Source organism: Chloracidobacterium sp. (genome assembly GCA_016716305.1).
In the GTDB taxonomy this organism is placed as follows: Bacteria; Acidobacteriota; Blastocatellia; order Pyrinomonadales; family Pyrinomonadaceae; genus OLB17.
Genome location: JADJWP010000002.1, coordinates 2,951,461 through 2,975,647, shown reverse-complemented (window position 1 = coordinate 2,975,647; position 24,187 = coordinate 2,951,461). Strand labels below are relative to the sequence as shown.

The following is a 24,187-nucleotide window of genomic DNA, read 5'->3' as shown; positions in this document are numbered from 1 at the left end:
ACAGTCTTACTTCTCGATCCAAAAGGAAGGAGAGAACAAATGCTTACACTTGATCCACGAACAGTACCAGGCTCGAGCTACGCCCAATACGTGCCGATGCCGCACCATACCGACATGTCGCGGCTGGTCAGGCTGACGGACAGCGATACCGACGATGTTCTTGCATTTCTCAATCGTCGTCCGGTGCATACGGTCGTGATGACGAGCATGATCATCGACAACGGCATCGAAAGCCGGCTCAATCGCGGCGAGTTTTACGGCTATTGCGGCGTCAACGGCGAGATCGAAGGCATTGCCTTGATCGGACATTCAACTCTTGTCGAAGCACGCTCCGACGCAGCATTACGGGCATTGGCACATCAAGCACGCAGGTCTTCAACGCCGATCCACTTGATAATGTCGGCCGACGACGACGCGGCGGCATTCTTCCACCACTATGGCAAAGGAACACTGCTGCCCCGGTTGTCTTGCACCGAACTTCTGTTCCAGATCGGATTTCCCTTTCCGGTCCAGGACTGCGAATGGGACGTCAGAAACGCCCGGCCAGAAGAAGTAGAACAGATCGCTCGGGCGCATGCCGAGGTCGCTTTCCTCGAATCCGGCATCGACCCGATGGCTCGCGACCGCGAGGGCTTTATCCAACGCGTCCTCCGAAGGATCGAACAGGGCAGGACGTTCGTCGTATTTGAGGATGGCAAGCTGGTTTTCAAGGCGGATATCATTGCTGAAGCTGCAGATGTGATCTATCTGGAAGGTGTATACGTCGGCCGCGAGTTCCGGGGCATGGGTGTAGGTTCAAGCTGCCTCGCCAAGCTCTGTCTTGATCTGCTCGGTCGGGCGTCGAATGTCTGCCTGCTCAGCAATGTCGATTTTACCCACGCTCATCGGACTTTTCAGAAGGCCGGAATGGAAAATGCAGGTTCCTGTACGACCATCTTCCTTTGAAAAAGTTCTTTACTTGCAACGCAATAGGTTGGATAATAGGGTTTGGTCTCGACTCCCGCGAGCTGAACCCTTTTTGTTTTCCTTCATCCCGCGTCTTCGATCGCCTTTGCGAACTTCGCGATCTCAACTCACAAACACCCTACAATGCAGTCGCTTCTGAAAGGCAAGATCGATTCCGCTAAAGCTATGCATACATATGTGATAGCGGTCATCACGGCGGGAGCCGTGGTCTTCGGCGCGGCTCTCTTTCAGCTGCCTTTCAGGAACCTCGATGTCAGTTTCCTGATCCTCGCGGCATGTACCGTCGGATTGGGTTCGCGGATCACGCTGCCGATCCCGCGTTTCAAGTCGCACATTTCCGTTTCCGACACTTTCATATTTTTGACCTTGCTCCTCTACGGCGGCGAGGCCGCGATCATTCTCGCGGCGATCGAAGCGTTCGTTTCGTCAAAGCGATTCTGCACAAAGTACTCGACCATTTTCTTTAATTCCGCCACGCTGGCGATCTCGACCGCAACGGTGGTCCTCGTACTTCGCATAATCGGCATCACTTCCGAAGGTCAACTTCACGGCCATGCCGAACAGATGCGCGATTTCGTGATCGCTCTTTCGCTGATCGCTTTGACGCAGTTTTTGATGAACACGTCGATCGCCGCGATTTTCGATTCCCTCAAGCAGGGCATTCCGCTCTGGACGACGTGGAAGGAAAAGTACATCTGGACATTTTTTTCATATTTTGTCGGTGCGGCGGCGGCGGGCCTTCTGATCCAGCTTGTCGATTATACCGGTTTCGGCGTCGTCTTTGCCGCGTTTCCTGTAATGCTGTTCGTTTTCCTCACGTACCGGATGTATCTGCAAAACGTCGAGATGTCGATCAAGCAGGCCGAGCAGGCCGAGCAGTATGCCAGCGTCTTAGAGCAGCGAACCCTGGCATTGCGTGAGTCGGAGGAAAGGTTCAGAAGTGCGTTCAATTACGCACCTATCGGGATCGCGCTTGTGTCACCTTCAGGTAAATGGCTCAAAGTGAATCGTGCGCTTTGCGGCATTCTGGGATACACGGCCGCCGAGTTCAAAGAACTCAAATTCGAATCGGTGATCTTTGCCGAGGATCTTGGACAGACCCTGTTGAAGATCGGTGAGCTCCTTTCAGGCCAGATACAGAGCTACCAGAACGAGCAGCGATTCATTCACAAATCAGGCCGGACGGTCTGGACCTATTGGAGCGTTTCGGCGGCAAGCGAGGCTTCGTCAGAGAACTCCGATATGATCTTTCAGATCCAGGACATCACTGATCGTAAGATCGCCGAGGAGAAGTTGCTTTACGAGGCCAGCCACGATTCACTTACCGGCCTTCCCAACCGGGCGATGTTCATGACGCGTCTGACCGAGGCGTTGCAGAACACAAGATCGAACAGCGGCCATCAAGTGAGCGTACTTTTTATCGACCTCGACCGTTTCAAGTATGTCAACGACAGCCTCGGCCACGTTATCGGCGATGAACTGCTCGAATCTATCTCGAAGCGTCTTCGCGAATGTATGCGGCCAAGCGATATCGTCGCCAGGCTCGGCGGTGATGAATTCACCATCCTCGTCGAAGGCGATTACGATCATGTCGAAGTTACGCGAATTGCCGAGCGGATACAGCAGAAATTCAGCATTCCTTTCAATATTCGCGGCCATGTTATCTACAGCTCGGCGAGTATCGGAATATTGCACGCCTCGGAACGCCATTCGACCTCAGAAGAGATGATGCGAGATGCCGATACGGCAATGTATCAGGCGAAACGGGCAGGCAAGGCCCGACATGAGGTCTTTAATGACGACATGCATGCGGCGGCAAAAGAGACGCTGCAGCTCGAGACCGACCTGCGACACGCGGTGGCCAACAAAGAGTTTTCGGTCGTCTATCAGCCGATCTTCGCGCTCGGTTCGAACGAGATCATGGGCGTCGAGGCGTTGGCGCGATGGGATCATCCGGTGTATGGCCACATCCCGCCGTCCAAATTCATCCCGCTCGCCGAGGAGATCGGCTGGATCGATACGCTTGGCGAACAAATATTCCGTACAGCATGCACTGATATCGCCGAGATCCACGATGAGCTTCCGGCCACAACTCCGATAAAGCTCAGTGTCAATTTGTCGTGCCGTCAGTTTGGCGCCGCCGAGATAGTTTCAAATCTGAAGAACATACTGACCGAAACCGGGTTCCCGGCAATGCGGTTAAAGCTCGAGATCACCGAGTCGATCTTCTTCGAATATCAGGAGCGTGCCGTCGCGATGCTTGGCCAGCTACGCGAACTTGGCATTGACATCGACATCGACGATTTCGGCACCGGGTATTCGAATCTGAGCTATCTGGTCCGACTACCGATCTCGACGCTCAAGATCGACAGGTCATTTGTCAGTCCGATAAACGACGATGGCGCAAACACCGAAATTGTCCGAACGATCATCGCTCTGTCAAAGAATCTTGGCCTTGCTGTCGTCGCCGAGGGTATCGAGACCAACGCACAGCTTCAGGCACTGAAAAGCCTCGGCTGCGAAGGCGGCCAAGGCTATTTGCTGGCAAAGCCAATGAACCAGAACGAGCTGTACAAGTATTTGATTGGTGCCGAGCGGCCGATCATACCTTCCTCGCATCCCGATTCTATTCCCCAGATCTCAGCCATACAATAGCCCGCGAAACACCGCTTCGAAATACTGTTTTCGATATCAAAGACCCTGAAACGAGATGCCCGTCGAACCATGCGGTATGACGGGCATCACTTTGTAAGACAACTGCTTTACGCAAAACGCGTCGCGGCGTTCTATTTCTTCAGCCAACCGAAAAGAGCGTTCACCGTAATGTCACGATTCGTTTCGTAGATGGCCTTGGTCAGCGGCAGCGACATCGGGCAAACCTGAACGCAGTTCTGGGCGTTTCCGCAATTCGTAATGCCGTCGTCACCCATTAGTCCGTTGAGCCGTTCGTCGATATCCATTTTCCCGATCGGATGCATGTTGAATAGCCGAGCCTGAGCGATAGCCTGCGGACCGATATATTTGTCATCCCCGTACTGCGGGCACGCTTCCAGGCAGCAGCCGCAGGTCATGCACCGCGAAAGCGCGTAACGTTCTTGCGCCACGTCGTTCGGCACATGCGGTCCCGGCCCGAGGTTGTGGCTGCCGTCAAGTTCGACCCATGCATGCACCTGCTTGAGATGTTCGAACATTTTCGATCGGTCAACTTTCAGATCGCGGACATTCGGAAATTTCGACATAGGCTCGAGCGTCACCGTGTCCGAACCCGATGCGAGCATCAGATCGTCGATCAGCGCTGAGCAAGATTGCCGCACACGGCCATCGATCACCATCGTGCAAATGCCGCAGACCTGCTCGAGACACGACATATCCCAAACAGGCGGTGTTGTTGTCCTGCCTTCTGCTGTGACCGGATTCTTACGAATTTCCATCAACGCCGAGATGACATTGAGGTTGCGGCGGTAAGGCAGTTCGAATGTTTCCCATGTTGCCGGCGCACCCTCTTTTTCACGCCTCTGGATCTTCAGCTTGAATTTCGGCGGCGGATTATCAAGCCGTTTTTTCTCGATGTGTCCGTTCTGTGTCATAAATGGTCAGAGCAAAAACTGCGGTTTTTCTCTTAAACGCACGCCAAAGCGTGGACTTCAAACTAATTTCCTTTCGCCTTCTTTGTCGAATAATCACGCTTCCTCGGTTCGACTAACGAGACGTCGATAGCCTCGTAGCTCAGTACCGGGGCCTCGGCCGAATATTCAGCGATCGTTGTTTTCATGAAATTCTCGTCGTCGCGTTCGGGGAATTCCGGCTTGTAATGTGCTCCGCGGGATTCGTTGCGGTTCAATGCACCGAGTGTGATGACACGGGCGAGTTCAAGCATATTCCCGAGCTGGCGTGCGTGCGGGATCGCCTGCGTCGCCCAAAGGTTCGAATCGTTGATCGATATCCGCTTCAAACGGTCCTGAAGTTCAAGCAGCTTCTCATCCGTTGCTTTGAGCTTGTCGTTATAGCGGACGACCGACACGTTGTCGGTCATCCACTTGCCCATTTCTTCGTGGAGTTTGTATTGGTTCTCGCCGCCCTCGCTCTTGATTATCGAATCGTTTATCTCTTGTTGTTTTTTCAATTCGGCGTCATACAAACCGTTGGTCTCGGTCTCGCCCCTTTCGACATTCTTGGCAAATTCGATCGCCGCCGGGGCAGCGACGAATCCGCCGTAAACGCAGGAAACAAGCGAATTTGCACCAAGCCTGTTCGCACCGTGGATCGAATAATCGCATTCACCTGCCGCGAGAAGGCCGGGAATGTTGGTCCTCTGGTCGAAGTCGACCCAAAGGCCTCCCATCGAATAGTGGACGCCCGGGAAAATGCGCATCGGGACGTGACGCGGATCGTCGCCTACGAACATCTCATAGATCTCGAGGATCGCGCCGAGCTTTCGCGTCAGCGTCTCTGCCGGAATGTGGGTCAGGTCGAGGTAAACCTGATTCTCACCGCCCACCCCGTGACCGTCGATGCAGACCTGAAAGATCTCGCGGGTCGCGATATCGCGCGGAACAAGATTTCCATAAGCCGGATATTTCTCTTCGAGGAAATACCAGCGTTCTGCATCGGGAATGTCCTTCGGATTTCGCTCGTCGCCGTCATTTCTCGGCACCCAAACGCGGCCGCCCTCACCGCGAGCGGATTCGGACATCAGCCGAAGCTTGTCCTCGCCCGGGATCGATGTCGGGTGGACCTGAATGAACTCGCCATTGGCGTACCGGGCACCCTGCTGGTAGCACGCCGAAACCGCCGACCCTGTGCAGGTCATTGAATTTGTCGATTTTCCAAAGATCAGGCCCGGTCCGCCGGTCGCCATAATAACGGCGTCGGCCTTAAATGCTTTTAGTTCGAGCGTCTGCAGGTTCATTGCGATGAGTCCGCGGCAAACCTGATGGTCGTCCAGAACCAGCGAGAGCATTTCCCAGCCTTCGTACTTTTTGACCGAGCCGCCAACCTCGAACTTGCGGACCTGCTCATCGAGAGCATACAAGAGCTGCTGGCCGGTCGATGCTCCCGCGAATGCCGTCCTGTGGTGCAGCGTGCCGCCGAATCGGCGAAAATCAAGCAAGCCTTCCTTGGTTCTTGAGAATGGCACACCCATCCGATCAAATAAGTAGATGATCTCGGGTGCCATGTCCGTCATCCTTTTGACCGGCGGTTGGTTGGCAAGGAAATCGCCGCCGTAAACCGTATCGTCCAAATGCTTTGCCGGCGAATCGCCCTCACCTTTGGTGTTCACCGCACCATTGATACCGCCTTGCGCACAGACCGAGTGTGAACGCTTTACCGGAACGACCGAGATGAGGTCGACATCGTGGCCCGCCTCAGCGATCTTCATCGCTGCCGCAAGCCCCGCGAGGCCGCCGCCGACGATCGCAATTTTTATCCCACTTGAAGCCATATTGATAATTTTCAAAAACGTCCCGCTGACGAATTTCCGCGTGTCGGCCTAGTGCATGATGCTGCCCAGTTTCAAACCTTTTTGGGTGTCGGCAACACAGATCTCGCCGGTTGTTCGCAAAGTGCCGAAGGCAGCAGGCCGCACGGCCGAACGAACGCGAATGCAGCATTGACCCCGACGCCGAACAGTCCGAACGCGAGAGCTGCACAGCCGTAAAGTGCATATTTTTGCGCCTTTTCGCCGATGACGATCCCCCAATCGACCGCAAATAACCAGAAACCGTATGCAAGATGCCATGCCGTAGCGGCGATCCCAAGTATGTAGACCACGAGCACCCACGGGATCGAGAACTCGCGGGCAACGATGTCAAAGGCAAGATCGGCATTACCCGCGACGGGCGTCAGATTAAGTCCCGGAACGAGGCCGAACCTCAGATTCAAAACGTGAAAAAGTATGAAAACGAAAAGGAACATGCCGGTCGCCCGCTGCAGAAAATAGAACCAGTTCCTGCCGTAATTGTACCCGAGCACATTTGGCCGGGCTTCTGCCGAAATGATCACACCGTAGATCGAATGGAACAAAAGCGGCAGAAATATTCCGAATATTTCGACGAAGAGAAGGTACGGAATGTCATGCAGGTCCTGTACCGCCTTTTCGAACTGAGCTTCACCATTCACGGCCTTTGAGTTCGTGAACATATGAGCGAAAAAGAAAAGGCCTAACGGAACGATGCCCGTCAGTTGATGGAGCTTTCTCAACAAGAAAGTGCTGCTATATTTGATAGCCATTCGTTTGATCCGATCGTTCGCAACAGATTGGGTTTGACCAACAAATTCTAATTCCTATTGTGGTTTTCGGCAATCGCGATCGCGTGGATTTAATATTAGAAACATTTTCTTATAAGATAAAATGAATTCGGTTGCGTCGATTATTCAGCACCGCTAATATTGTAGATATGCACATCGAAACGCTGAAAGTCTTTTGTGATCTGGTCGAACTTCAAAGCTTTTCGCTCGCCGCCGAGCGGAACTTCATAACCCAATCGGCCGTCAGCCAGCAGATCAAGACCCTTGAAGATAAATTCAAGCGCCGGATGCTTGAACGCGTCCGCGGCCGACGCGAGGTCAAACTTACCGCTACTGGTGAGGTCTTTTATCGCGAGTCAAAAAATGTGCTTGCCGCATACGATCAGCTGCAGGAGAATCTTCGCGGTGTCGTCGGGAAGATCGGCGGAACCGTAAAGGTCGCTACGGTTTACAGCGTCGGCCTTCACGAATTGCCGATGATCGTAGGCGACTTTATGTCGAAATTTCCGGCCGCAAGGATCGATCTCGAATATTCCAGAACAACAAAGGTCGTCCGTGACGTTCTGAACGGTTCGGTCGAATTGGGCGTCATAGCATTTCCGGAACCGCGGCGCGGCCTCAGCATCGTTCAAATGCCGCCGAACAAACTTGTTCTTGTTTGCCCGCCCGATCACAAGTTCGCCGCGCGATCGAAGCTCCGGACAAGTGATCTGAACGGACAGGATTTCGTTCTGTTCGAACGCGATACGCCGACGCGAAAGGCAACCGACAAGATCCTGAAAACAAAGGGTGTCGAGGTCAAAAAGATCGCGGAATTCGACAACATAGAGACCATCAAACGCGCGGTGGAGGTCGGCTTTGGACTTGCGATAGTGCCGCTTCCGGCTGTTGCCGACGAACAGCGGACCGGACGTTTGGCCGTTGTCGAACTCGCCGAAAAGGAATGGAGCCGTCCGGTCGGGGTAATTTATCGGAGCGACCGCGACCTTTCGCTTGCCGCCAAAAAATTCATTCAACTTCTGAAGAGCGATTAGAAAGCTCTTCGGGATCAAAAGCGGTCGCGTCGATCAACGATGCCGGAAACAAGTAAACGATATTTGTTCCGGCGTCTTTTTATGTTCCCAACTTTGCCATTTTTGGTTATAGTGTCCCAACACTCTATTTCGGTTCGTCACGCGGCTGTTTGATACTTCGGCTTCCTTCAAAGTTATGAAACGAACGATCTTTTTATTGATAACGATATTTGCGGTCGGCTTGTCAATTTCGCTGTTAACGCCGTCGCGATCGGCGATATCTGCAAAGTCGGACGGCGGCGGATCTTCGTTCGAAAACTATGACATCCGTTTGGACACGAGCGTGCAGGCCCGCGGCCTGCTTGATGAGCTCAGCGCTCCCGATGATGGATCGGCACACTCGGATCTGGCCGACGCTGCCGCCGAGGCTGAGCGGATGAAGCAAGAAGTTCCGGGTTCGGCGATCGAATGGAGTTCGCGATCAGGCTTTCCGGAGATCATTTCGATCGGGATTGCGGGCAAAGAAAGTGCGCTTTTGACATCGCCGCGAGGTGGAAGTCCGACCGAAGCTCTTCGGTCATTCATCAGAACCCGAAACGAGTTGTTCGGGATCGACGCTGCCGACGCCGCTAACCTCGATTTGCTGTCAGAACAGGTGGACGACGACCGTGGGCTTACGTTTGTACGGCTTGGTCAAAAGATCGACGGCATTGCGGTCTTTCAGGGCGAACTTACGGCCGGATTGAACAGGCAGAACCAGATCTTTCGCGTGATCAACGATCTTGCACCTCTGCGATCGGCCTCCGTGTTCTCTAAGGATTTTGGCGACGCCTCGACCGCCCTGCGAAACGCCGCGTTACACGTCGGCATCTCGATCGGTAATGCCTCGATCGGTTCCGATTCTGACGAATCGGGCAGTATCCGCCTCAGAACAGAAAACAACGGGTTCGATGCCGATCCTATTGCGGAAAGGTTCTACTTTCCTCTTCCCGGTTCGACCCTCCGCCCGACGTGGCGATTTCTGATCTCGACGAAGGGCGTCGCATATTACGTAGTGGTCGACGCCGTCTCCGGCGACCTAATGTGGCGAAAGCGTTTGACCGAGTATCAGTCGCAGCCGGCCTCATTAAATGTCTATGGCAACAGTTCGGGATTCACCAGGACGGCCGACAGCCCAACCCCGGGCACGCCCGGATGTTCGGCACCAGGTTGCCCACAACCCGCGATGATCGAACGCCAGACTTTCACGCTTATCGGAAACGAACCGCCTTATACATTCAATAACCTCGGCTGGATCCCGGATGGCGAAAATCGGACGATCGGGAATAATGCTGAGGCTGGTATCGACCGCGACGGGACACAGGGCATCGATCCCAATGGCTGGGCTTACGGCAGCCCCGACCGCAGTTTTGTTTACGCTTATAATCCCTCGCCGGGTTTACCGCCGCCCGGCGAAGCACCGGTGCCGACCACGCAGACCTATCCGCCGTCGCAGTTTCAGCAAGGTTCGGTCACGCATGCATTCTACGCCGTAAATCGCTGGCATGACGAGACATACCGGCTTGGATTTACCGAAGCATCGCGAAACTTCCAGGTTGACAATTTTGGCCGCGGCGGAGCAGGTAACGATTCGATATCTGTCGAGGTTCAGGACGGATCGGGAACGAACGGTGCAAATTTTTCGACCCCGGCCGATGGCTCGCGGCCGCGTTTGCAATTGTTCGTCTGGACGGGAACCAACCCGGCGCGCGATGGAGCACTCGATAGTCAGATCGTCATACACGAATTGACCCACGGTCTATCGAATCGCCTGATCGGAAACGCGGCCGGACTTTCATCAAACATGTCGCGAAGTCTGGGCGAGGGATGGTCCGACTTTTTCGCTCTTGCAATGCTTGCCGAGCCCGCCGACGATAAATGCGGCAACTATCCGATCGGAACCTATTCGATACAGAATGTCATCGCCGGATCCGAGGTCCTCCAATATTACGGACTGCGGCGTTTTCCATACGCCCGCCGCGCGTGTACGGGTCCAAATGGTCGGCCGCACAACCCGCTGACCTTTCGATACATAAATTCCGGATGCGGCTTGCTGATCGGTACACAGACAACTAACCCGAACAGCGCATACCCTCGCGGCCCGTTGGGTACGGGCAACTGCGATCAGGTATTGAATGCGGGCGAGATCTGGGCAAGTGCTTTGTGGGAGGTACGCGGACAGCTGATCGATACACGTGGTGACGAGGACGGAAATCGCCGCTCACTGCAATACGTTACCGATGGAATGAAGTTGTCGCCGCTTAACCCGACGATGCTGCAGGGCCGGGACGCGATGATCGTCGCTGCACAAGCGGCCGCACCGGAGGACGTTTGCCCGATCTGGCGCGGATTCGCGATCCGCGGATTTGGCGTCTCGGCGTCGATCCAAAATGCGGGTTCGGGTTCGAACAATACTGTCGTGACCGAAGCGTTTGATGTGCCTGTCGCTTGCAGGGCATCGGCCCGGGCAGATTTCGATGGTGATGGCCGATCAGACGTTTCGGTGTACCGGCCTTCGGAAGGCATCTGGTATTTCGACCGTTCAACCGCCGGTTTCGGGGCGGTCCGATGGGGGCTTGCCGGCGACGTACCCGTTCCCGGCGATTTTGACGGTGACGATAAGACCGATGTTGCGATATTCAGGCCAAATGATGATGGCGGATCGCCCGATCTATATATCCTCAGGAGCTCAGACTCGACCTTCGGATTTATTCCGTGGGGTTCGACAGGCGACATTCCGGTCGTCGCCGATCATGACGGTGACGGGCGTTCCGATGCCGCTATTTTCCGCCCCTCGACAGGCGTTTTTTGGGTCCTGCGGAGCATCGATGGGGCTCCGTTCACATCGCGGCCGTTTCCGGGAACAATTCCGGTGACCGGTGACTTTGACGGCGACGGCCGGTCAGAATTCGGCGTTTTTTCGAACGGGCAATGGTTCCTCTCTCTATCGTCTTCCGCTCATTCGTCCGGCTTGATCGAGAATTGGGGAATAAATGCAGATCTGCCGGTTCCGGCGGATTATGACGGGGATGGTCGGCTCGATCTCGCCGTCTTTCGGCCATCAGACGGAACCTGGTATGTCCGTCAAAGTTCCGGCGGTAATGGATATATTAGGTTCGGCGCCGCCGGCGATGTGCCCGTCCCCGGTGATTTCGATGGCGATGGAAGGGTTGATACTGCTGTTTACAGAGAAGGTATCTGGTACATCAACAGGTCGACTGCCGGCATATCGATACAGCAATTCGGCCTCGCAAGCGATCTTGCCGTCCCGAACTATTACCTGCCTCGGTAAAAGGTCAATTCTGGCTCATTAGCACGATCGGCGAACTGGGAGTCATTCCGCTAAGTGCCGTGCGTAGCATCGTGGATAGGCCTTCGGCCTCCATGTATTCACGGCCAAGAAGCTTTCTGAAGCTCTTTTCTTTCGATTCGCCGGCAAGTTCTTTGAGTAACCCGCGAAAGAGCGCAGTGACGATCTCAGGCGCAAACTGCTTCCCGGCATTCCTTTGAAGATCTTCGAAAACTTCGTTGACCGGCCTTCGCCTTTTGTATGGACGATCGGTCGTCATCGCGTCAAAGGCATCTGCAAGATTGACGATCTTGGCTATATAAGGGATCTCGCGATCGTAAAGACCGTCCGGATAGCCGCGTCCGTCCAACCGTTCGTGATGATATTTCGCCGCCAAAGGAACATCTGCGTATGGATGATGTATCGGCTGCAAGATCTCAAACCCGACGCCCGGATGTTTGTTAAGCTCGGAAGACTCCTTGGCGTTGATGCGGTACGGAGCATTTATGATCTTGCGTTCGACCGTAATTTTGCCGACGTCGTGAAGATATCCTGCAACGGCCGCACCTTCGACCTCTTCGTCTGACCAGCCAAGCTCGGCGCTGATTATCTCGGAATACTTGCCGACCCGAACTGAATGCCCCTCTGTATATTTATCTTTTCGGTCTATTGCCGCTGCAAATGCCTTCACAGTGTCTTTGTAGGTCATCCGCAACCCGTCGTAAAGCTTTCTGTTCTCTTCCGCGCGACGCTCGAGTTCGGCAAGCATGTTACGCTGCGAAATGGCCACGGCTATGTGACGGGCCATCGCACAAATGACGTCTTTGTCGTAGCTGGAATAGCGCTGTCCGCTTGCTTTTTCGCCGAGAAAGACCGCACCCAGCAACTCGTCACGGACGACCAGCGGCAGCACAAGCTCGATTCGCCCGCGTTCAAAGCTCTGGTCGTAGATCTGAAAGAACGGGAGAACCTTCGCCTGAGCATTTTCGATCGGGTAGAGGCCGCTTGCCAGAAATTGCCGCTCGTCTTCATGACAAAGCGAAAGGGCGAGCGGAAATTCGTCCCCGAGCCCGCGTGCAGCGACCATGTTGAATTCATGTCCGAATCTTGAATATCGAGCCACGCCGCCGCGCATTATCGCGAGCGAACCGAGCAGCAGGTGGAGGGACGTCCGAACCGTTTCGTGGAAATTCTGCTTATTCGAGACTTCCTGGCCAAGCTCGGCGAGCGCACCGAAGGTGTGAACAAGTTTCGTTCGCTCTTCGGCGAGCCGGTTGAAGTTTGATGTCTTAAAGTCCTGTATCTTCACTATTTAGAGATCACGATTCGCGAATGTCAACATGACGCGTCACGCCTAAAAGATCGAAAAGTTCTGCAGTATCCGGCTTTACGTCAGAGAAAACGACTCTCGCACCGCTGTTGGCGGCCGCATCGATCACGCCGAGTAGGATCGAAACGCCGATCGAGTTCACGATCTCGGTCTGCGAAAAATTGACGATTATCTCGCGGCATCCCTCGTCGAGCCGTTTGCGGCATTCGCGTTCGATCGTCTCGCCGGTGAGCTTATTAAGGTAATCGCCCGCAAAAACCGTAGCTGTTCCGCCGTCAGCCCGGACTGATCCCGCAATTTGCGATTCGGTCATCGTTTAACTTGTTGTCCTTGTTTTACTTAAAGTACGTGCGCAGAGCAATTACTTAAATGTTTAACACAACCGTAAAGATAAGACAACAGAAATATTCGTTCGGTTCAAGAGACGGCGGGCTGCAAATATTTGGTCATTGTAATGCTGGTTCCATCGTCTACCTGATCGATGGTCACTTCGTCCATTAGTTTACGCATCAGATCGAGTCCCCAACCGCGTCGGCCCTCGCCGGCAGGCGAACCGTCGGCCGGCCGGTCAACGAGGCGAACGCCGCGGTTTATGACGGTTATTCTTATACGCTCGGGCGAAACCGCAAATTTCTGATGTATCCGCTGATCGGGGCTAAGGCTGTGTTCGGCGGCGTTGATGCACGCTTCGACCAACGCCGTCTTGATCTGATTGATATCGCGTGAGCCGATGTTATGACGGCGGGCGATCTCTTCGAGCGTTCGGGCCGAGACCATTTCGGCCTCGTCGGTCATCGGGATCACGATCTCGTAAGTCTCAGATCCGGTGAGATCTTCTTTCGGTCTTTCGGAGGTGAGGTATCGCGACAACAACCGGGCTTGATGGCGGCTCGATCCAAACCCGCCGCGGTCGGCGATCACCTCGAGTGCCTCGTCCGTAAATCCCTCAGGCGAGACCAGCCATATGCGGTAGCGATTGAAGCCGCACATGATGGCCGCCATCTCGAGTCGGTCGCACCAGAATTCGGCAGTGTCTCGAGCGGCCTCGAGTTTCGAATCGACCTCGGCGGCGATCCAGGCGATCCGCCGTTCGCTGCCGGGCTCCTGATCCTCAAACCCGATCGCCACTGCCGAACGCTCAGCTTCGGTCAAAAGGCCGATCGCTTTGTAGAACGCTTCGGTCGGCGCCGAGAAGACTATCTGCGGCAATACATAGGTTTCCTTGGCGGATCTCACCTGTTCGATCACTTCGTCCTCCGAAACGCCCTTGTACTCGTATTTGAATCGCCCGTAGTCGAGCAGCGTGATCGGGACCGTTTTGCCGTCAAAATGTTCCATCATCTCGCGCAGCCCGACAGCCGAATGCCTACGATAGCTTTCAGCCATTGCATGCGGGGCACGATCGAGGAGTTCGGTCAACGCGTCGGCGTAGACCGAAGTTCGATTTTCGGCCTTTACCTCAAGGCGGAACCTGGCGTGAATGTAATCGGTGAGCAATCGATTTCCGGACATCGATTCGATCCGGTTCGACGTCGTGCGGACAAATTCGGCAATGTCCAGATGCTCGATGAGGCGCAGAAGTTCGGATCCGCTGACGCCTAGCCGTTTTTCCCAGGTCTCGATCGAAACCTGCCGAGCGACATCGTTTGCAAGATCATTTAGAAGGCTCACCAGTTGTCTTTCAACATCGGCCGAACCTGCAGCGGCTTCAAGCTCGCGGTCAAAGACCTCGGCGATCGCTCCGCCAAAATATACATCTGTGTAGATCCTGGCAAAACCACGGTAGTCGTCAAGAGATCGGCCGCTTTCGGCCGCGTGCGAAAGCAGCGAATGAACCGCCGCCAGATCACCGCCGCAATGCAGGGCCATCAGGTCGCGCGTCGCGTCCGAAATATCGACTGGTATGCTTTTGGCAGTCGCTTCGATCATCTTTTCGAGGTCCGAACCCTGAAGTGTTTCGAGAACGATACGGCCCAGGCCGTCGGTGCCCGAACCGAAACGCCGGCGAGCCGCAAGAAGATACGGAAAACCGGCGCGCGAATAACTCGAGACCAGGTCGGCGACAAACGTCGTTCCGCCTTCCATAAACGCCGTCGCGTCGACAGAATCAAAGATCACGAACGGCCGCAGCCCGCGAAATGCCGCGCGGACCGGTGCGCTGAAAAGGCGGCTCCGCAATTCCGATGCGTCGAATTCGCTTGTGCCGCCCAACAGGTCCGACACGATCTCGTCGAAGGCCTGCGAATCGGCCGGCGGAACCAGCTTGGCGAGTTCAGCGATCGACGGCGACATAAAGATGATCCGAGGATCGCGCCGGCGAAACGCAGCGAACTGGGTCAAAAACTCGCGGAGAAACCGTTTGCCGGCCGCTTCGATCCCGGTATCGCGGCCATCAAAGCAAAAGTAGACCGGAAAGACATCGGTCTGTCCGCTGAAAATGCGGTCATAGGTTTGAAGCAACAGTTCGGTAGCTCCGGTCCGCGGCGCATGAAGAAGCAGCCGACCCCCTGACGACCCCGTCCCGTTCGCATGAGCGATAAGGCTTTCGATCGTTCCGGAGCGACCGATAAAGACCGCCGGGTCGCGACGCCCTAATATTCTGTTGTCTTGCAAGGCTGTCATCTAATGGATCTTCTCTCTGAACGAACGGCCAAGATTCTCATATAGCTGGACGTTATTGCGGCCGAGTTCTTTTGCTTCATATAGTGCCATGTCGGCGGCCGTGATCCAGTCTTTTGGCTCGGTGAATTCGCTCGAATAGCTGGCAACGCCGATGCTGATCGTCACCTGGCGTTTGGGAAACTCGGTCCGTTCGACACGCTGGCGAAGCCTTTCGGCAATTGCCGAGGCTTCTTCGATCGGCGTCTGCGGCAAAAGCACCGCAAATTCTTCGCCGCCATATCGGGCGGCAACGTCAGCTGCACGAAGGGTTTCTTTCAGCGCGTTGGCAACGCGACGCAGTGCGATGTCGCCCGCCGGATGTCCGAAGCTGTCGTTATACGTTTTGAAATGATCTACGTCGATCATCAGCAAGCTCATCGGAAAACGATGGCGGCTTGCCCGATTCATTTCTTCGATCAAGCGTTCCTCGATGTAACCGCGATTCATCAAGCCGGTCAACGAATCGGTAATCGAACGCTTCTCGAGTTCGCCCGCCCTGAGCTTCAGCTTTCCCCGGTCGATCGCCACCGCGATCTGCGGCGCAATGGTCTCGAGCAGCTCAACGTCGCTCTCGCCGAACACGCCGCCTTCGGCGCGGTCCGTAAAATTCATGATCGCAAGCCTACGGTCACCGATCATGATCGGAAAACTGATGAACGACGACGTTCGATATCGCCAGTCGGCCGGTGCCGGTGTCAATTTTGCCGCGTCCAGGTCGGTGACCAGCAGCGTCGATCCGCTCTCGAGCGTTCTTGCCGCAACTCTGTCGCCGATCTCTGGGGTCGTCGCAAGGTCTACCGCCGAACCGATCGATGCCTTCGGAAGCAACTGGCCCGACCCTTCGTCACGAAGCAGGAGAGAAACGCGCTCGGCCCGTAGCAATTCCGCCGTCGCCCGCGTCATTTGTGTCCAAAAATCGTCGTTGTCTATCTGGCTCAAACTCTCGCTGAACCGGCGGACACCGCGTGCCAGCCAGTCTCGCGATGTCGCTTCATGTCTGAGCCTGAGGATCTCGATCTGCGGTCCTATCGTTCCCGCGAACCGCGAAATATCTTTCAATTCAATAGCACTGTCCGCAGGCACTTCGATCCCGATCGCAGCACGGATGTCAGGGCCGACACGCACCGGAAAGATCAGCAGCTTTCGGCAATCCGCCGCGGGCTTTGCCGAGGAACGCTCGCGAAGCTCCAACGGAAATTGATCGGCGACCGCATCGAGCAGGCGTTGGTTATCGGCCCGCAGGTTGATATGTACCGATTTGCCTTTGAGCGCCCCGAGCGAAGCGACCGATGCGAACGATCCGTTTCTCTGTTCGAGCCAGATCAAAGAATCGACCTTATACCGGACCGCGAGGAATGCGAGCACCGCATCGCACGCTCTCGGGTAGGGCAGCGTCATAAGTGAACCCATGTGCGACCGCCACGCAGCGATCGCATCCTGCACCGGCGGCACCTCAGCGGTCGGCCGTGCCGAGCGTCCGGCGATCGATCCGCCTGCTCGTTCGAACTTGTCAGGTCGCGGCTCATCGTCATGCTCTCGACTCGGCTCCGCCGGTCCGGGAACACGGTTGCGCTCCTGGTTAAACTTCTCGATCAGCCGGCTTATTGATTCGCTTTCGGCCCGTTTCGGCAACGCCCTTGCTTCTGTCGTATAAACCGGTTTTTCGGCCGGACCTTTGACCGGAGCCTCTAACTCAAGCACATTCTCGGGTTCGGCAGCCGCGAACTTTGCCAGCTTTTCACTGACACTTTCGATGTTTGAGGTCGAACCCGATATCAGGACATTGTCAAAGAACGCGCTCGGCGGCAAAGAGTTCCATTCGCCGGAGATCGCCTTTTCAGTTGTCTTTCGGTAATTTGCGGCCTTGACGAAGGTCCGCCCAATGATCGCAACAAATGGTTTGCCGGCGTCCTGCACCGGAAGTGCCCTGCATTGAAGCCCGGCATGACATTCGTAATCGAATGCCTTTCTTTCTTTGAACGCATTTTCAAAGGCCCGACCGCATTCCGCGGCACATGCCGGCGAAAATTCTGGCGAGGCATTTAACGAAACGCAGATCGAGTTGTTATTCGATTCTGAAACGATCGCCGACCGTTCATCGAGCACAACTATCGCTACGCCGCTTTCGTTTGCGATGCGGTCAAGAAATTTAGCCTTTTTTTCAGGGTTCTCGGCCATCTGGTTCGAAACAAACCTGTCCGCAGCAGTCCGCTATGACCGGTCTGCGAGCACGCGAGACGTTTTACATGCTTGCTAAATACAGCCAATGGACTGGCGTTTTCAGCAAAATATACCGGCAGCGTCAAAGGTTTTTCTTATTATCGCATAACGTTCGCACCTCGACACGCAGACATGCAGGCTCGGTCAGCGTGGCTTGGCGATCTGAACCGTAGGGCATCGATGCGCATTGCTCGCCCGGAATGCATCATCTTCGGTCGATCGAAAGCTTCGAACCTGCTTTTTTGCGGGTTTCTCGAGTGGCACGCAAGTTGAATTGTTGAAATTACGGCCTCACAACCAGATCAGACGATATCGGGGCCGTGAAGAGGTAATTATTATGAACAATGAAAAACTGAACATGTCCGAGGGAAAGATGCCGGTGGGCGAACAGCCGGCGGCACAGCCGACGAACGACGAAGTGATCGCGACCATCAATGGGCTGATCGAAACGTGTCGCGATGGACAGCAGGGCTTCGCACAAGCGGCCGACGGCGTCGATCGTTCAGATCTCAAATCGCTATTTTATGAATTCTCGCAGCAGCGGGCGACCTTCGTCGGCGAACTGCAGGATATCGTCCGCACTCTTGGCGGCGATCCTGAGAACACGGGCAGCCTTGCCGGCTCGATCCACCGAGGTTGGATCGACATCAAATCTGTGGTAACCGGCCGCGACGAAACGGCTATCCTGAATGAATGCGAGCGTGGGGAAGATTCGGCAAAGAAGCAATACGAAACGGCTCTCGAAACGGCGCTCCCGGCTTACATTCTGCAAACCGTTCAATCGCAATATACATCGGTCAAAGACGCTCATGACCGGGTGAAAGCACTACGCGACAATGCACCCGGCAAGAATGCTTCAACAGCTCGGACGGGCTTCTAATTTTATATTCATACGAACGCTCGTCCTTTACAAAGGCCCGCACTTAGCGGGCCTTCATTTTGCTTATGACTTTCGATCTGTGGCGTCGAACGAGAATGTCACGCGCCGATCGCCCCTAGGCCTGCATCTGCATTCGCATCGATATCCGGAGCTTCCGGGCTGATCCGGATGCACGCTGCCTGATGACCTGGCTTGATATCTACCAGCTTCGGCACTTGCTGCCGGCAGGCATCGATCGCATAAGAACAGCGTGTGTGAAAATGACATCCGTTCGGCGGATTGATCGGCGACGGCACGTCGCCCTTAAGGATGATCCGTTCGCGGGTCGCCTCGATCTCAGGGTCGGGCAGCGGAACCGCAGAGATCAATGCCTTTGTGTATGGCATCAGCGGATCAGCGTATATATCCTTGCCTGATGCGAGCTCAACGATCTTGCCGAGGTACATCACGGCTACACGATCAGAGAGATGACGGACGGCACGCAGGTCGTGCGAGATGAACAGATATGTGAGGTTTTTCTCGGCTTGCAGCTTCTCCATCAGGTTCATTATCTGAGCCTGGATCGAGACATCGAGAGCCGATATCGGCTCGTCGGCGACGATGAATTCCGGATCGACCGCAAGCGCCCTGGCGATGCCGATACGCTGGCGCTGGCCGCCCGAGAACTCGTGCGGGTACCGCTTGATGAAACGGCGACTGAGACCGACCGTTTCCATAAGTTCCTGAACGCGTAGATCGGCTGAGGATCCGGAAAAAAGGCCGAATGTACGCAGCGGTTCGCCGATGATCTGACCTACGGTCATCCGCGGGTTAAGCGAGGCATACGGGTCCTGAAAGATCATCTGCAGATGCTTGCGCTGTTCGCGCATCGCCGAATGCGGCAGATGTGCCAGATCCTTTCCATTGTAAAAGACCTTGCCGCCGGTCGGCTCGGTCAACCGCAGGATCGCCTTCCCCAAGGTCGATTTGCCGCAGCCGGATTCCCCTACGAGGCCAAGCGTCTCGCCCTTTCTTATCCCGAACGATACACCGTCAACGGCTTTTACGATCTTTTGCGTACCAAAAAGCCCGCCTCCGATCTTGTAATGGACCTTCAGGTCTACCAGATCGATCAATCCCGCTTCCTGTTTAGCCCCTTCCCGAGTCGCTTGCATCTCAAGCCTGGGCGTATCGTCAGAGGCCGTCAGCATCGACACGGCACCGCAATGCCCGCATTCGACGATCTTTGCCGTCTCGTCAATGTCGAGCGTTGCGTTGCATTTTGGGCAGTTTAGTGCGATCAGCATAGGGTGTCTGACAAAGCCTTACTTCGGAGCTTCGATCGTTATCTTCGTCGTGTAGTCGTAAGCGATCTCCATCGTCTTGAGATCGCCGGTCTCGTAGTTCGCGATGATCTTCAGCGGAAGTCCGCTGGTCTTCGAGACCCAGGTTTTCGATGTATATGCTGAGCCGCCCTTCATTGCCGCTCCGCTGTATTTGTAAAGATAGGCCGGTGTCCCGTCAACCTGATCCTCACCCGCATATTCGATCTCCTTGAATCGATTGATCTCGTCGCGAGTGAACGTTTCGCGGAAGTTCGGTATCTGCGACCCGACATCGATCGGGACCTTTTGCCAGTTCCCGTTCGCATTCATATAGGTGTCTTTCCCGATGATCCGCATCTCCATCGATTTGCCGTTAGGCAGATCGGACCGGATCTGAAACTTGTCCGGCGCGATGAAATCGACGACCGAATTGAATGGGTTCTTGCCAGTCCCTTTCATCGTCGAACGGAACGAACTCAATGCCATAAAACGGTCGGCGATCTTTTCGAGATCGTCTTTTGCGTTCGAACCGGGCGTGAATAGTGACGTTGGTCCATCGGTCACGGCGGTGTTGGCCGTCGTTGTGTTTGCCGAAGCGGTGTTTGAGTTCGGGGCCGCAGGCCCGTCCTGCTTGAGCATCGAGCATCCCATGACCATGACGCCCAGGATCAATGCCGCGATGATAAACTGTTCCCTGTTCTTCATACCTTTTGCTCCCGGCCATTTCGCGATGCTTCTTTTTCACCAAGCGACTCGCGGTAAACGTCCTGCGCGAAATGGCATAATGAATGGTGACCCGCATTCAACTCAACGAAGGGCGGAAACTCATTGCGGCAAATGTCCTCGGCCCGATCGCAGCGTTCGGCGAACGGGCAGCCCGGCGGCAGATGCGCGACGTCCGGCGGCAGGCCGGGGATCTGGTAGAGTTCCTTGCCCTGCTCGTGTGCCGGGTCGGGCACGCTCCGTAGCAAGCCCTTCGTATACGGATTGGCCGGAGCGGCAAGAAGCTCGCGGGTCGGAGCCTGCTCAAAGACCTTTCCTGCGTACATGACGATTATCTTGTCCGTCATTCCCGCGACGACACCGAGGTCGTGCGAGATGAGGATGACGCTCGTGCCCATTCGGGCCTTGAGGTCCTTGATAAGCTCGAGTATCTGGGCCTGGATCGTTACATCGAGAGCGGTCGTCGGCTCGTCGGCGATCAGCAATTCCGGATCGCAGCTCAATGCCATCGCTATCATCACACGCTGGCGCATGCCGCCCGAAAATTCGTGAGGATAGCTCTCCATCCGTTCCTCGGCATCCGATAGCCCGACGGTCTTCAGCATTTTGACGGCATGCTCCCTGGCCTGCTGTTTTGAATGGCCAAGGTGAAGCTGCGTCACCTCCATCAATTGCGTGGAGATCTTGAGGAACGGGTTAAGCGACGTCATCGGATCCTGAAAGATCATAGCGATCCGCCGCCCTCTGATCTTTCGTACCTCGTCTATCGGCTGCCCGAGCACGTCGATGCCGTCGAAAATGACGCTGCCGCCCGCGATCTCGCCCGGGGGTTCGGGAATGAGCCGCATCACCGATAGATTCGTCACCGATTTCCCGGAGCCCGATTCACCGACAATGCCGAGCGTTTCGCCCTTGCTCAGCTCGAAAGAAATACCGTCAACCGCTTTGACCACGCCGTCGTCGGTGTGGAAATAGGTCTTCAGATCATTGACGGAGAGAATTGCGCCGTTATTGGTCATTTGTTCTCGTGCCGAACTTAGAATCGCATTGCCGCAGGCCGTCTCGCTCGATAATGTCGATCTCGCTGACAACGTATGCCGCCGATCGAGAGCCATCCGGCATGTTTCGAACGGTGTTCTTGAACCTGAATCCTATCCCTTCAAGTTCGATGTCATTACCATCTTCGGGATCGTTGGTCGGCTCGTTATCGATGTCGTCTGCTTTCGGATCGTCGTTCTCCACGTTTCGGTATTCCCGCAGCACATCGGACCACGTACTTTCACCGATCCGAATACCCTTTGTCGTCGCCCCGTTGAACGGCTTTTTCAGCTCGATCACGAAGATCTCTTTTCGCGGGTCGGCTTGGCAATAGTAAAAACTCATACCGAGCTTTGGGTAGATCAACTCGGTCGAATACGTTTTGTGCGATTCGGTCTTTGGCGGTTTGCCGAACCGAGTTATGACGTCTTCTTCAGTCGATATGCCGACCGAAATTCCGGCAATGCCGTCGCCCTCGATGATCACATCATCCGCGGCCGTCACGGCAATGCCGCCCATCAGCATCGCAGTCAGGATGACCGTTAACCACATTCGGATAGCGCCGGTTCGCGTCATATTGCTCATTAGAACTTCCTCGTCTGCGGGTCGAGCGCATCGCGCAGCCCGTCGCCCACAAAATTGAGCGAGAATAGGGTCAACGCCATCGTCACGCCGGGAAATATCAGTTGCCACGGAAATATCGCGAGATTCTTGATCCCCTCAGCTGCAAGGCTGCCCCATGAAGCATAAGGCGGCTGAACGCCGATACCCAGAAAAGATAGAAAGGCTTCGCTCAACATGACACTCGGAACGGTCAGCGTCGCATAAACGATGACGGGGCCGAGGGCGTTCGGAACAAGATGTCGGAAGATGATCCCAAAAGTCGAGACGCCCGAGGCCTTTGCCGCAAGAACGAATTCCTCGTTCTTGAGACTTAATATTTGTCCGCGGACGACGCGCGCCATCGTCAGCCAGGAGACAAGCCCGAGAGCGAAAAAGAGTAGAAATATCTGATTCAGGCCCTGATTTCCGGCACCGCCGAATACGGTCGAGATCTTTTGTATCCAGCCCGGCGTGTTCGGCCCGCCGAAAACCGAAAGGAGCACGATGACGATCAGGATGTAAGGGATCGCATAGATGATATCGACGATCCGCATCATCACATTGTCGATCCGGCCGCCGAGGTAACCCGCGATCGCACCGTACGACACGCCGACAACGAGCGAGACGATCGTCGAGATGATGCCGACCATCAGCGAGATGCGTCCGCCCTGCAGCACTCGCGCGAAGAGGTCGCGGCCCGAATCGTCGGTTCCCATCGGATGCCGGAGCGATGGCGGAAACGACCGAAGCAGTTCGCCCTCGGCAGGCATCGTGTCGTATTCGAGACCGGTCAGGGCCTTGATGATCGCCGGGCCGATCACGACGGCAACGACCATTAAGCCCAGCACCGCCATCCCTACCACGGCAAGTTTGTTTTTGACCAGCCTTTTCCACGCGTCTTTCCAGAGCGAAGTGCCGGCTGCTAGCTCAACGTTTTCCGTCATATCAGATCATTCGTAACGAATACGCGGATCGAGAAACCCATACGAGATGTCGACGATCAGATTAAAGAGCATGATCAGGATCGAGATAAAAGCAACTATACCGAGCGTCAAGGGTTCATCGCGGTTAAAGACCGATTGAATAAAGATGTTCCCGAGCCCGGGTATCGCAAATACCTTTTCGACGACGACCGTTCCCGCGAGCAAGGCCGCCAATGCGGGCCCGGTGAACGAGACCACCGGAATGATCCCGCCGCGAATCGCGTGCCTGAAAAGTATCGTCCGTTCGTCGAGGCCTTTAGCACGAGCGGTGCGGATATAATCGGACCGCATAACCTCGAGCATTCCGGCCCGCGTCAGCCGGGCGATGTAGGCGGTATAAATTGCGGCAAGCGTGATGACCGGCAAAACGAGAGCCCAATAGCTGCCTAAACGCGCAGGCGGAAACCAGTAAAGCCAAAACGAGAAGACCAGGACGAGGATCGGTGCAAGAACGAAGTTAGGCACCGAAAGCCCGAGCATCGCAAATGACATCGAGATGTAATCGAACGACGAATTCTGGCGCAATGCGGCAGTCGTGCCCGCGACCAGACCGACCGAAAGCGCGAGAAAATAAGCAAAAACGCCGATGATCGCCGAATATGGCAAATGGCGTGCGATTATCTCGTTCACCGATTGGCCCTGATACTTTACTGATTCGCCAAAATCGCCGGTAGCGACGTTCGAGATCATCGTCCAGTACTGCTTGTACCACGGCTGGTCGAGTCCGTACTTTTTCTTGATGTTCTCGCGGACAGCCGCCGGAATGTTCCTTTCGTTATCGTAAAAATTTCCGGGCGCGACACGGACGAGCGCCCACGTCAGCGTCACGACGAGCAAAGCCATCGGGATGATGATTATCAATCTGCGCAGGATGAAGCTAAGCATATGA

18 protein-coding genes are annotated in these 24,187 nt (G+C 55.2%); 5 read left to right on the top strand and 13 right to left on the bottom strand.

Going from position 1 to position 24,187, the window contains the following annotated elements:
• Window positions 1–39 precede the first annotated feature (39 nt).
• Together IPM28_15535 and IPM28_15530 are read left to right on the top strand one after the other, a co-directional pair.
• Complete coding sequence (locus IPM28_15535; GenBank protein ID MBK9174395.1) at window positions 40–945, top strand: GNAT family N-acetyltransferase; 906 nt, start codon at window positions 40–42, stop codon at window positions 943–945.
• 144 nt (window positions 946–1,089) lie between these two features.
• Window positions 1,090–3,621, top strand: coding sequence for an EAL domain-containing protein (locus tag IPM28_15530; protein ID MBK9174394.1), 2,532 nt, complete (start codon window positions 1,090–1,092; stop codon window positions 3,619–3,621).
• 131 nt (window positions 3,622–3,752) lie between these two features.
• Here IPM28_15530 and sdhB read toward each other — a convergent pair whose 3' ends face one another.
• The 3 genes from sdhB to IPM28_15515 form a co-directional block, all read right to left on the bottom strand.
• Window positions 3,753–4,553, bottom strand: coding sequence for a succinate dehydrogenase iron-sulfur subunit (sdhB, locus tag IPM28_15525; GenBank protein MBK9174393.1), 801 nt, complete (start codon window positions 4,551–4,553; stop codon window positions 3,753–3,755).
• Between the two features lie 62 nt (window positions 4,554–4,615).
• Window positions 4,616–6,409: a succinate dehydrogenase flavoprotein subunit gene (sdhA, locus tag IPM28_15520; GenBank protein ID MBK9174392.1), complete on the bottom strand. Its 1,794-nt coding sequence runs from the start codon at window positions 6,407–6,409 to the stop codon at window positions 4,616–4,618.
• Window positions 6,410–6,480: 71 nt separating this feature from the next.
• Window positions 6,481–7,197, bottom strand: a complete 717-nt coding sequence (locus IPM28_15515; protein MBK9174391.1) for a succinate dehydrogenase — start codon at window positions 7,195–7,197, stop codon at window positions 6,481–6,483.
• A gap of 167 nt (window positions 7,198–7,364) precedes the next feature.
• Between IPM28_15515 and IPM28_15510 the strand changes: the two genes are divergently transcribed.
• Together IPM28_15510 and IPM28_15505 are read left to right on the top strand one after the other, a co-directional pair.
• The gene (locus tag IPM28_15510) at window positions 7,365–8,249 is read left to right on the top strand and encodes a LysR family transcriptional regulator (protein ID MBK9174390.1); all 885 of its coding nucleotides are present in this window, start codon (window positions 7,365–7,367) and stop codon (window positions 8,247–8,249) included.
• A 175-nt stretch (window positions 8,250–8,424) separates the two neighbouring features.
• On the top strand, window positions 8,425–11,559 hold the full coding sequence (locus tag IPM28_15505; GenBank protein ID MBK9174389.1) for a M36 family metallopeptidase: 3,135 nt from the start codon (window positions 8,425–8,427) through the stop codon (window positions 11,557–11,559).
• 4 nt (window positions 11,560–11,563) lie between these two features.
• On the opposite strand, the gene IPM28_15500 is transcribed toward IPM28_15505, so the two are convergent.
• The 4 genes from IPM28_15500 to IPM28_15485 all read right to left on the bottom strand — a co-directional run bounded on the left by IPM28_15500 (window position 11,564) and on the right by IPM28_15485 (window position 17,725).
• The gene (locus IPM28_15500) at window positions 11,564–12,865 is read right to left on the bottom strand and encodes an HD domain-containing protein (GenBank protein ID MBK9174388.1); all 1,302 of its coding nucleotides are present in this window, start codon (window positions 12,863–12,865) and stop codon (window positions 11,564–11,566) included.
• 10 nt (window positions 12,866–12,875) lie between these two features.
• On the bottom strand, window positions 12,876–13,199 hold the full coding sequence (locus IPM28_15495) for an STAS domain-containing protein (protein MBK9174387.1): 324 nt from the start codon (window positions 13,197–13,199) through the stop codon (window positions 12,876–12,878).
• A gap of 104 nt (window positions 13,200–13,303) precedes the next feature.
• Window positions 13,304–15,508, bottom strand: a complete 2,205-nt coding sequence (locus tag IPM28_15490; protein ID MBK9174386.1) for an ATP-binding protein — start codon at window positions 15,506–15,508, stop codon at window positions 13,304–13,306.
• Window positions 15,509–17,725: a diguanylate cyclase gene (locus IPM28_15485; protein ID MBK9174385.1), complete on the bottom strand. Its 2,217-nt coding sequence runs from the start codon at window positions 17,723–17,725 to the stop codon at window positions 15,509–15,511.
• 415 nt (window positions 17,726–18,140) lie between these two features.
• Between IPM28_15485 and IPM28_15480 the strand changes: the two genes are divergently transcribed.
• The gene (locus IPM28_15480) at window positions 18,141–18,647 is read left to right on the top strand and encodes a PA2169 family four-helix-bundle protein (GenBank protein MBK9174384.1); all 507 of its coding nucleotides are present in this window, start codon (window positions 18,141–18,143) and stop codon (window positions 18,645–18,647) included.
• Between the two features lie 98 nt (window positions 18,648–18,745).
• Here IPM28_15480 and IPM28_15475 read toward each other — a convergent pair whose 3' ends face one another.
• The 6 genes from IPM28_15475 to IPM28_15450 form a co-directional block, all read right to left on the bottom strand.
• The gene (locus IPM28_15475) at window positions 18,746–19,801 is read right to left on the bottom strand and encodes a dipeptide ABC transporter ATP-binding protein (protein MBK9174383.1); all 1,056 of its coding nucleotides are present in this window, start codon (window positions 19,799–19,801) and stop codon (window positions 18,746–18,748) included.
• A 150-nt stretch (window positions 19,802–19,951) separates the two neighbouring features.
• On the bottom strand, window positions 19,952–20,656 hold the full coding sequence (locus IPM28_15470; protein ID MBK9174382.1) for a hypothetical protein: 705 nt from the start codon (window positions 20,654–20,656) through the stop codon (window positions 19,952–19,954).
• Complete coding sequence (locus IPM28_15465; GenBank protein MBK9174381.1) at window positions 20,653–21,693, bottom strand: ABC transporter ATP-binding protein; 1,041 nt, start codon at window positions 21,691–21,693, stop codon at window positions 20,653–20,655. The genes IPM28_15470 and IPM28_15465 overlap by 4 nt, the downstream gene beginning before the upstream one ends.
• Window positions 21,683–22,297 carry a hypothetical protein gene (locus IPM28_15460; protein MBK9174380.1) on the bottom strand — a complete coding sequence of 205 codons (615 nt, stop codon included), beginning with the start codon at window positions 22,295–22,297 and terminating at the stop codon, window positions 21,683–21,685. Before IPM28_15460 ends, IPM28_15465 begins: the two co-directional genes overlap by 11 nt.
• On the bottom strand, window positions 22,297–23,259 hold the full coding sequence (locus tag IPM28_15455; protein MBK9174379.1) for an ABC transporter permease: 963 nt from the start codon (window positions 23,257–23,259) through the stop codon (window positions 22,297–22,299). The genes IPM28_15460 and IPM28_15455 overlap by 1 nt, the downstream gene beginning before the upstream one ends.
• Window positions 23,260–23,265: 6 nt before the next feature.
• On the bottom strand, window positions 23,266–24,183 hold the full coding sequence (locus tag IPM28_15450) for an ABC transporter permease (GenBank protein ID MBK9174378.1): 918 nt from the start codon (window positions 24,181–24,183) through the stop codon (window positions 23,266–23,268).
• Window positions 24,184–24,187: the final 4 nt, after the last annotated feature.

Excerpts from the sequence above, each read along its gene's own strand:
- IPM28_15485 (MBK9174385.1), bottom strand. The coding sequence starts at position 17,725 with ATGGCCGAGAACCCTGAAAAAAAGGCTAAATTTCTTGACCGCATCGCA.
- IPM28_15460 (MBK9174380.1), bottom strand. The coding sequence starts at position 22,297 with ATGAGCAATATGACGCGAACCGGCGCTATCCGAATGTGGTTAACGGTC.
- IPM28_15515 (MBK9174391.1), bottom strand. The coding sequence starts at position 7,197 with ATGGCTATCAAATATAGCAGCACTTTCTTGTTGAGAAAGCTCCATCAA.
- IPM28_15475 (MBK9174383.1), bottom strand. The coding sequence starts at position 19,801 with ATGCAAGCGACTCGGGAAGGGGCTAAACAGGAAGCGGGATTGATCGAT.
- IPM28_15450 (MBK9174378.1), bottom strand. The coding sequence starts at position 24,183 with ATGCTTAGCTTCATCCTGCGCAGATTGATAATCATCATCCCGATGGCT.
- IPM28_15530 (MBK9174394.1), top strand. The coding sequence starts at position 1,090 with ATGCAGTCGCTTCTGAAAGGCAAGATCGATTCCGCTAAAGCTATGCAT.
- IPM28_15495 (MBK9174387.1), bottom strand. The coding sequence starts at position 13,199 with ATGACCGAATCGCAAATTGCGGGATCAGTCCGGGCTGACGGCGGAACA.
- IPM28_15505 (MBK9174389.1), top strand. The coding sequence starts at position 8,425 with ATGAAACGAACGATCTTTTTATTGATAACGATATTTGCGGTCGGCTTG.
- IPM28_15490 (MBK9174386.1), bottom strand. The coding sequence starts at position 15,508 with ATGACAGCCTTGCAAGACAACAGAATATTAGGGCGTCGCGACCCGGCG.
- IPM28_15480 (MBK9174384.1), top strand. The coding sequence starts at position 18,141 with ATGCCGGTGGGCGAACAGCCGGCGGCACAGCCGACGAACGACGAAGTG.
- sdhB (MBK9174393.1), bottom strand. The coding sequence starts at position 4,553 with ATGACACAGAACGGACACATCGAGAAAAAACGGCTTGATAATCCGCCG.
- IPM28_15465 (MBK9174381.1), bottom strand. The coding sequence starts at position 21,693 with ATGACCAATAACGGCGCAATTCTCTCCGTCAATGATCTGAAGACCTAT.
- IPM28_15535 (MBK9174395.1), top strand. The coding sequence starts at position 40 with ATGCTTACACTTGATCCACGAACAGTACCAGGCTCGAGCTACGCCCAA.
- IPM28_15510 (MBK9174390.1), top strand. The coding sequence starts at position 7,365 with ATGCACATCGAAACGCTGAAAGTCTTTTGTGATCTGGTCGAACTTCAA.
- IPM28_15470 (MBK9174382.1), bottom strand. The coding sequence starts at position 20,656 with ATGAAGAACAGGGAACAGTTTATCATCGCGGCATTGATCCTGGGCGTC.
- sdhA (MBK9174392.1), bottom strand. The coding sequence starts at position 6,409 with ATGGCTTCAAGTGGGATAAAAATTGCGATCGTCGGCGGCGGCCTCGCG.
- IPM28_15455 (MBK9174379.1), bottom strand. The coding sequence starts at position 23,259 with ATGACGGAAAACGTTGAGCTAGCAGCCGGCACTTCGCTCTGGAAAGAC.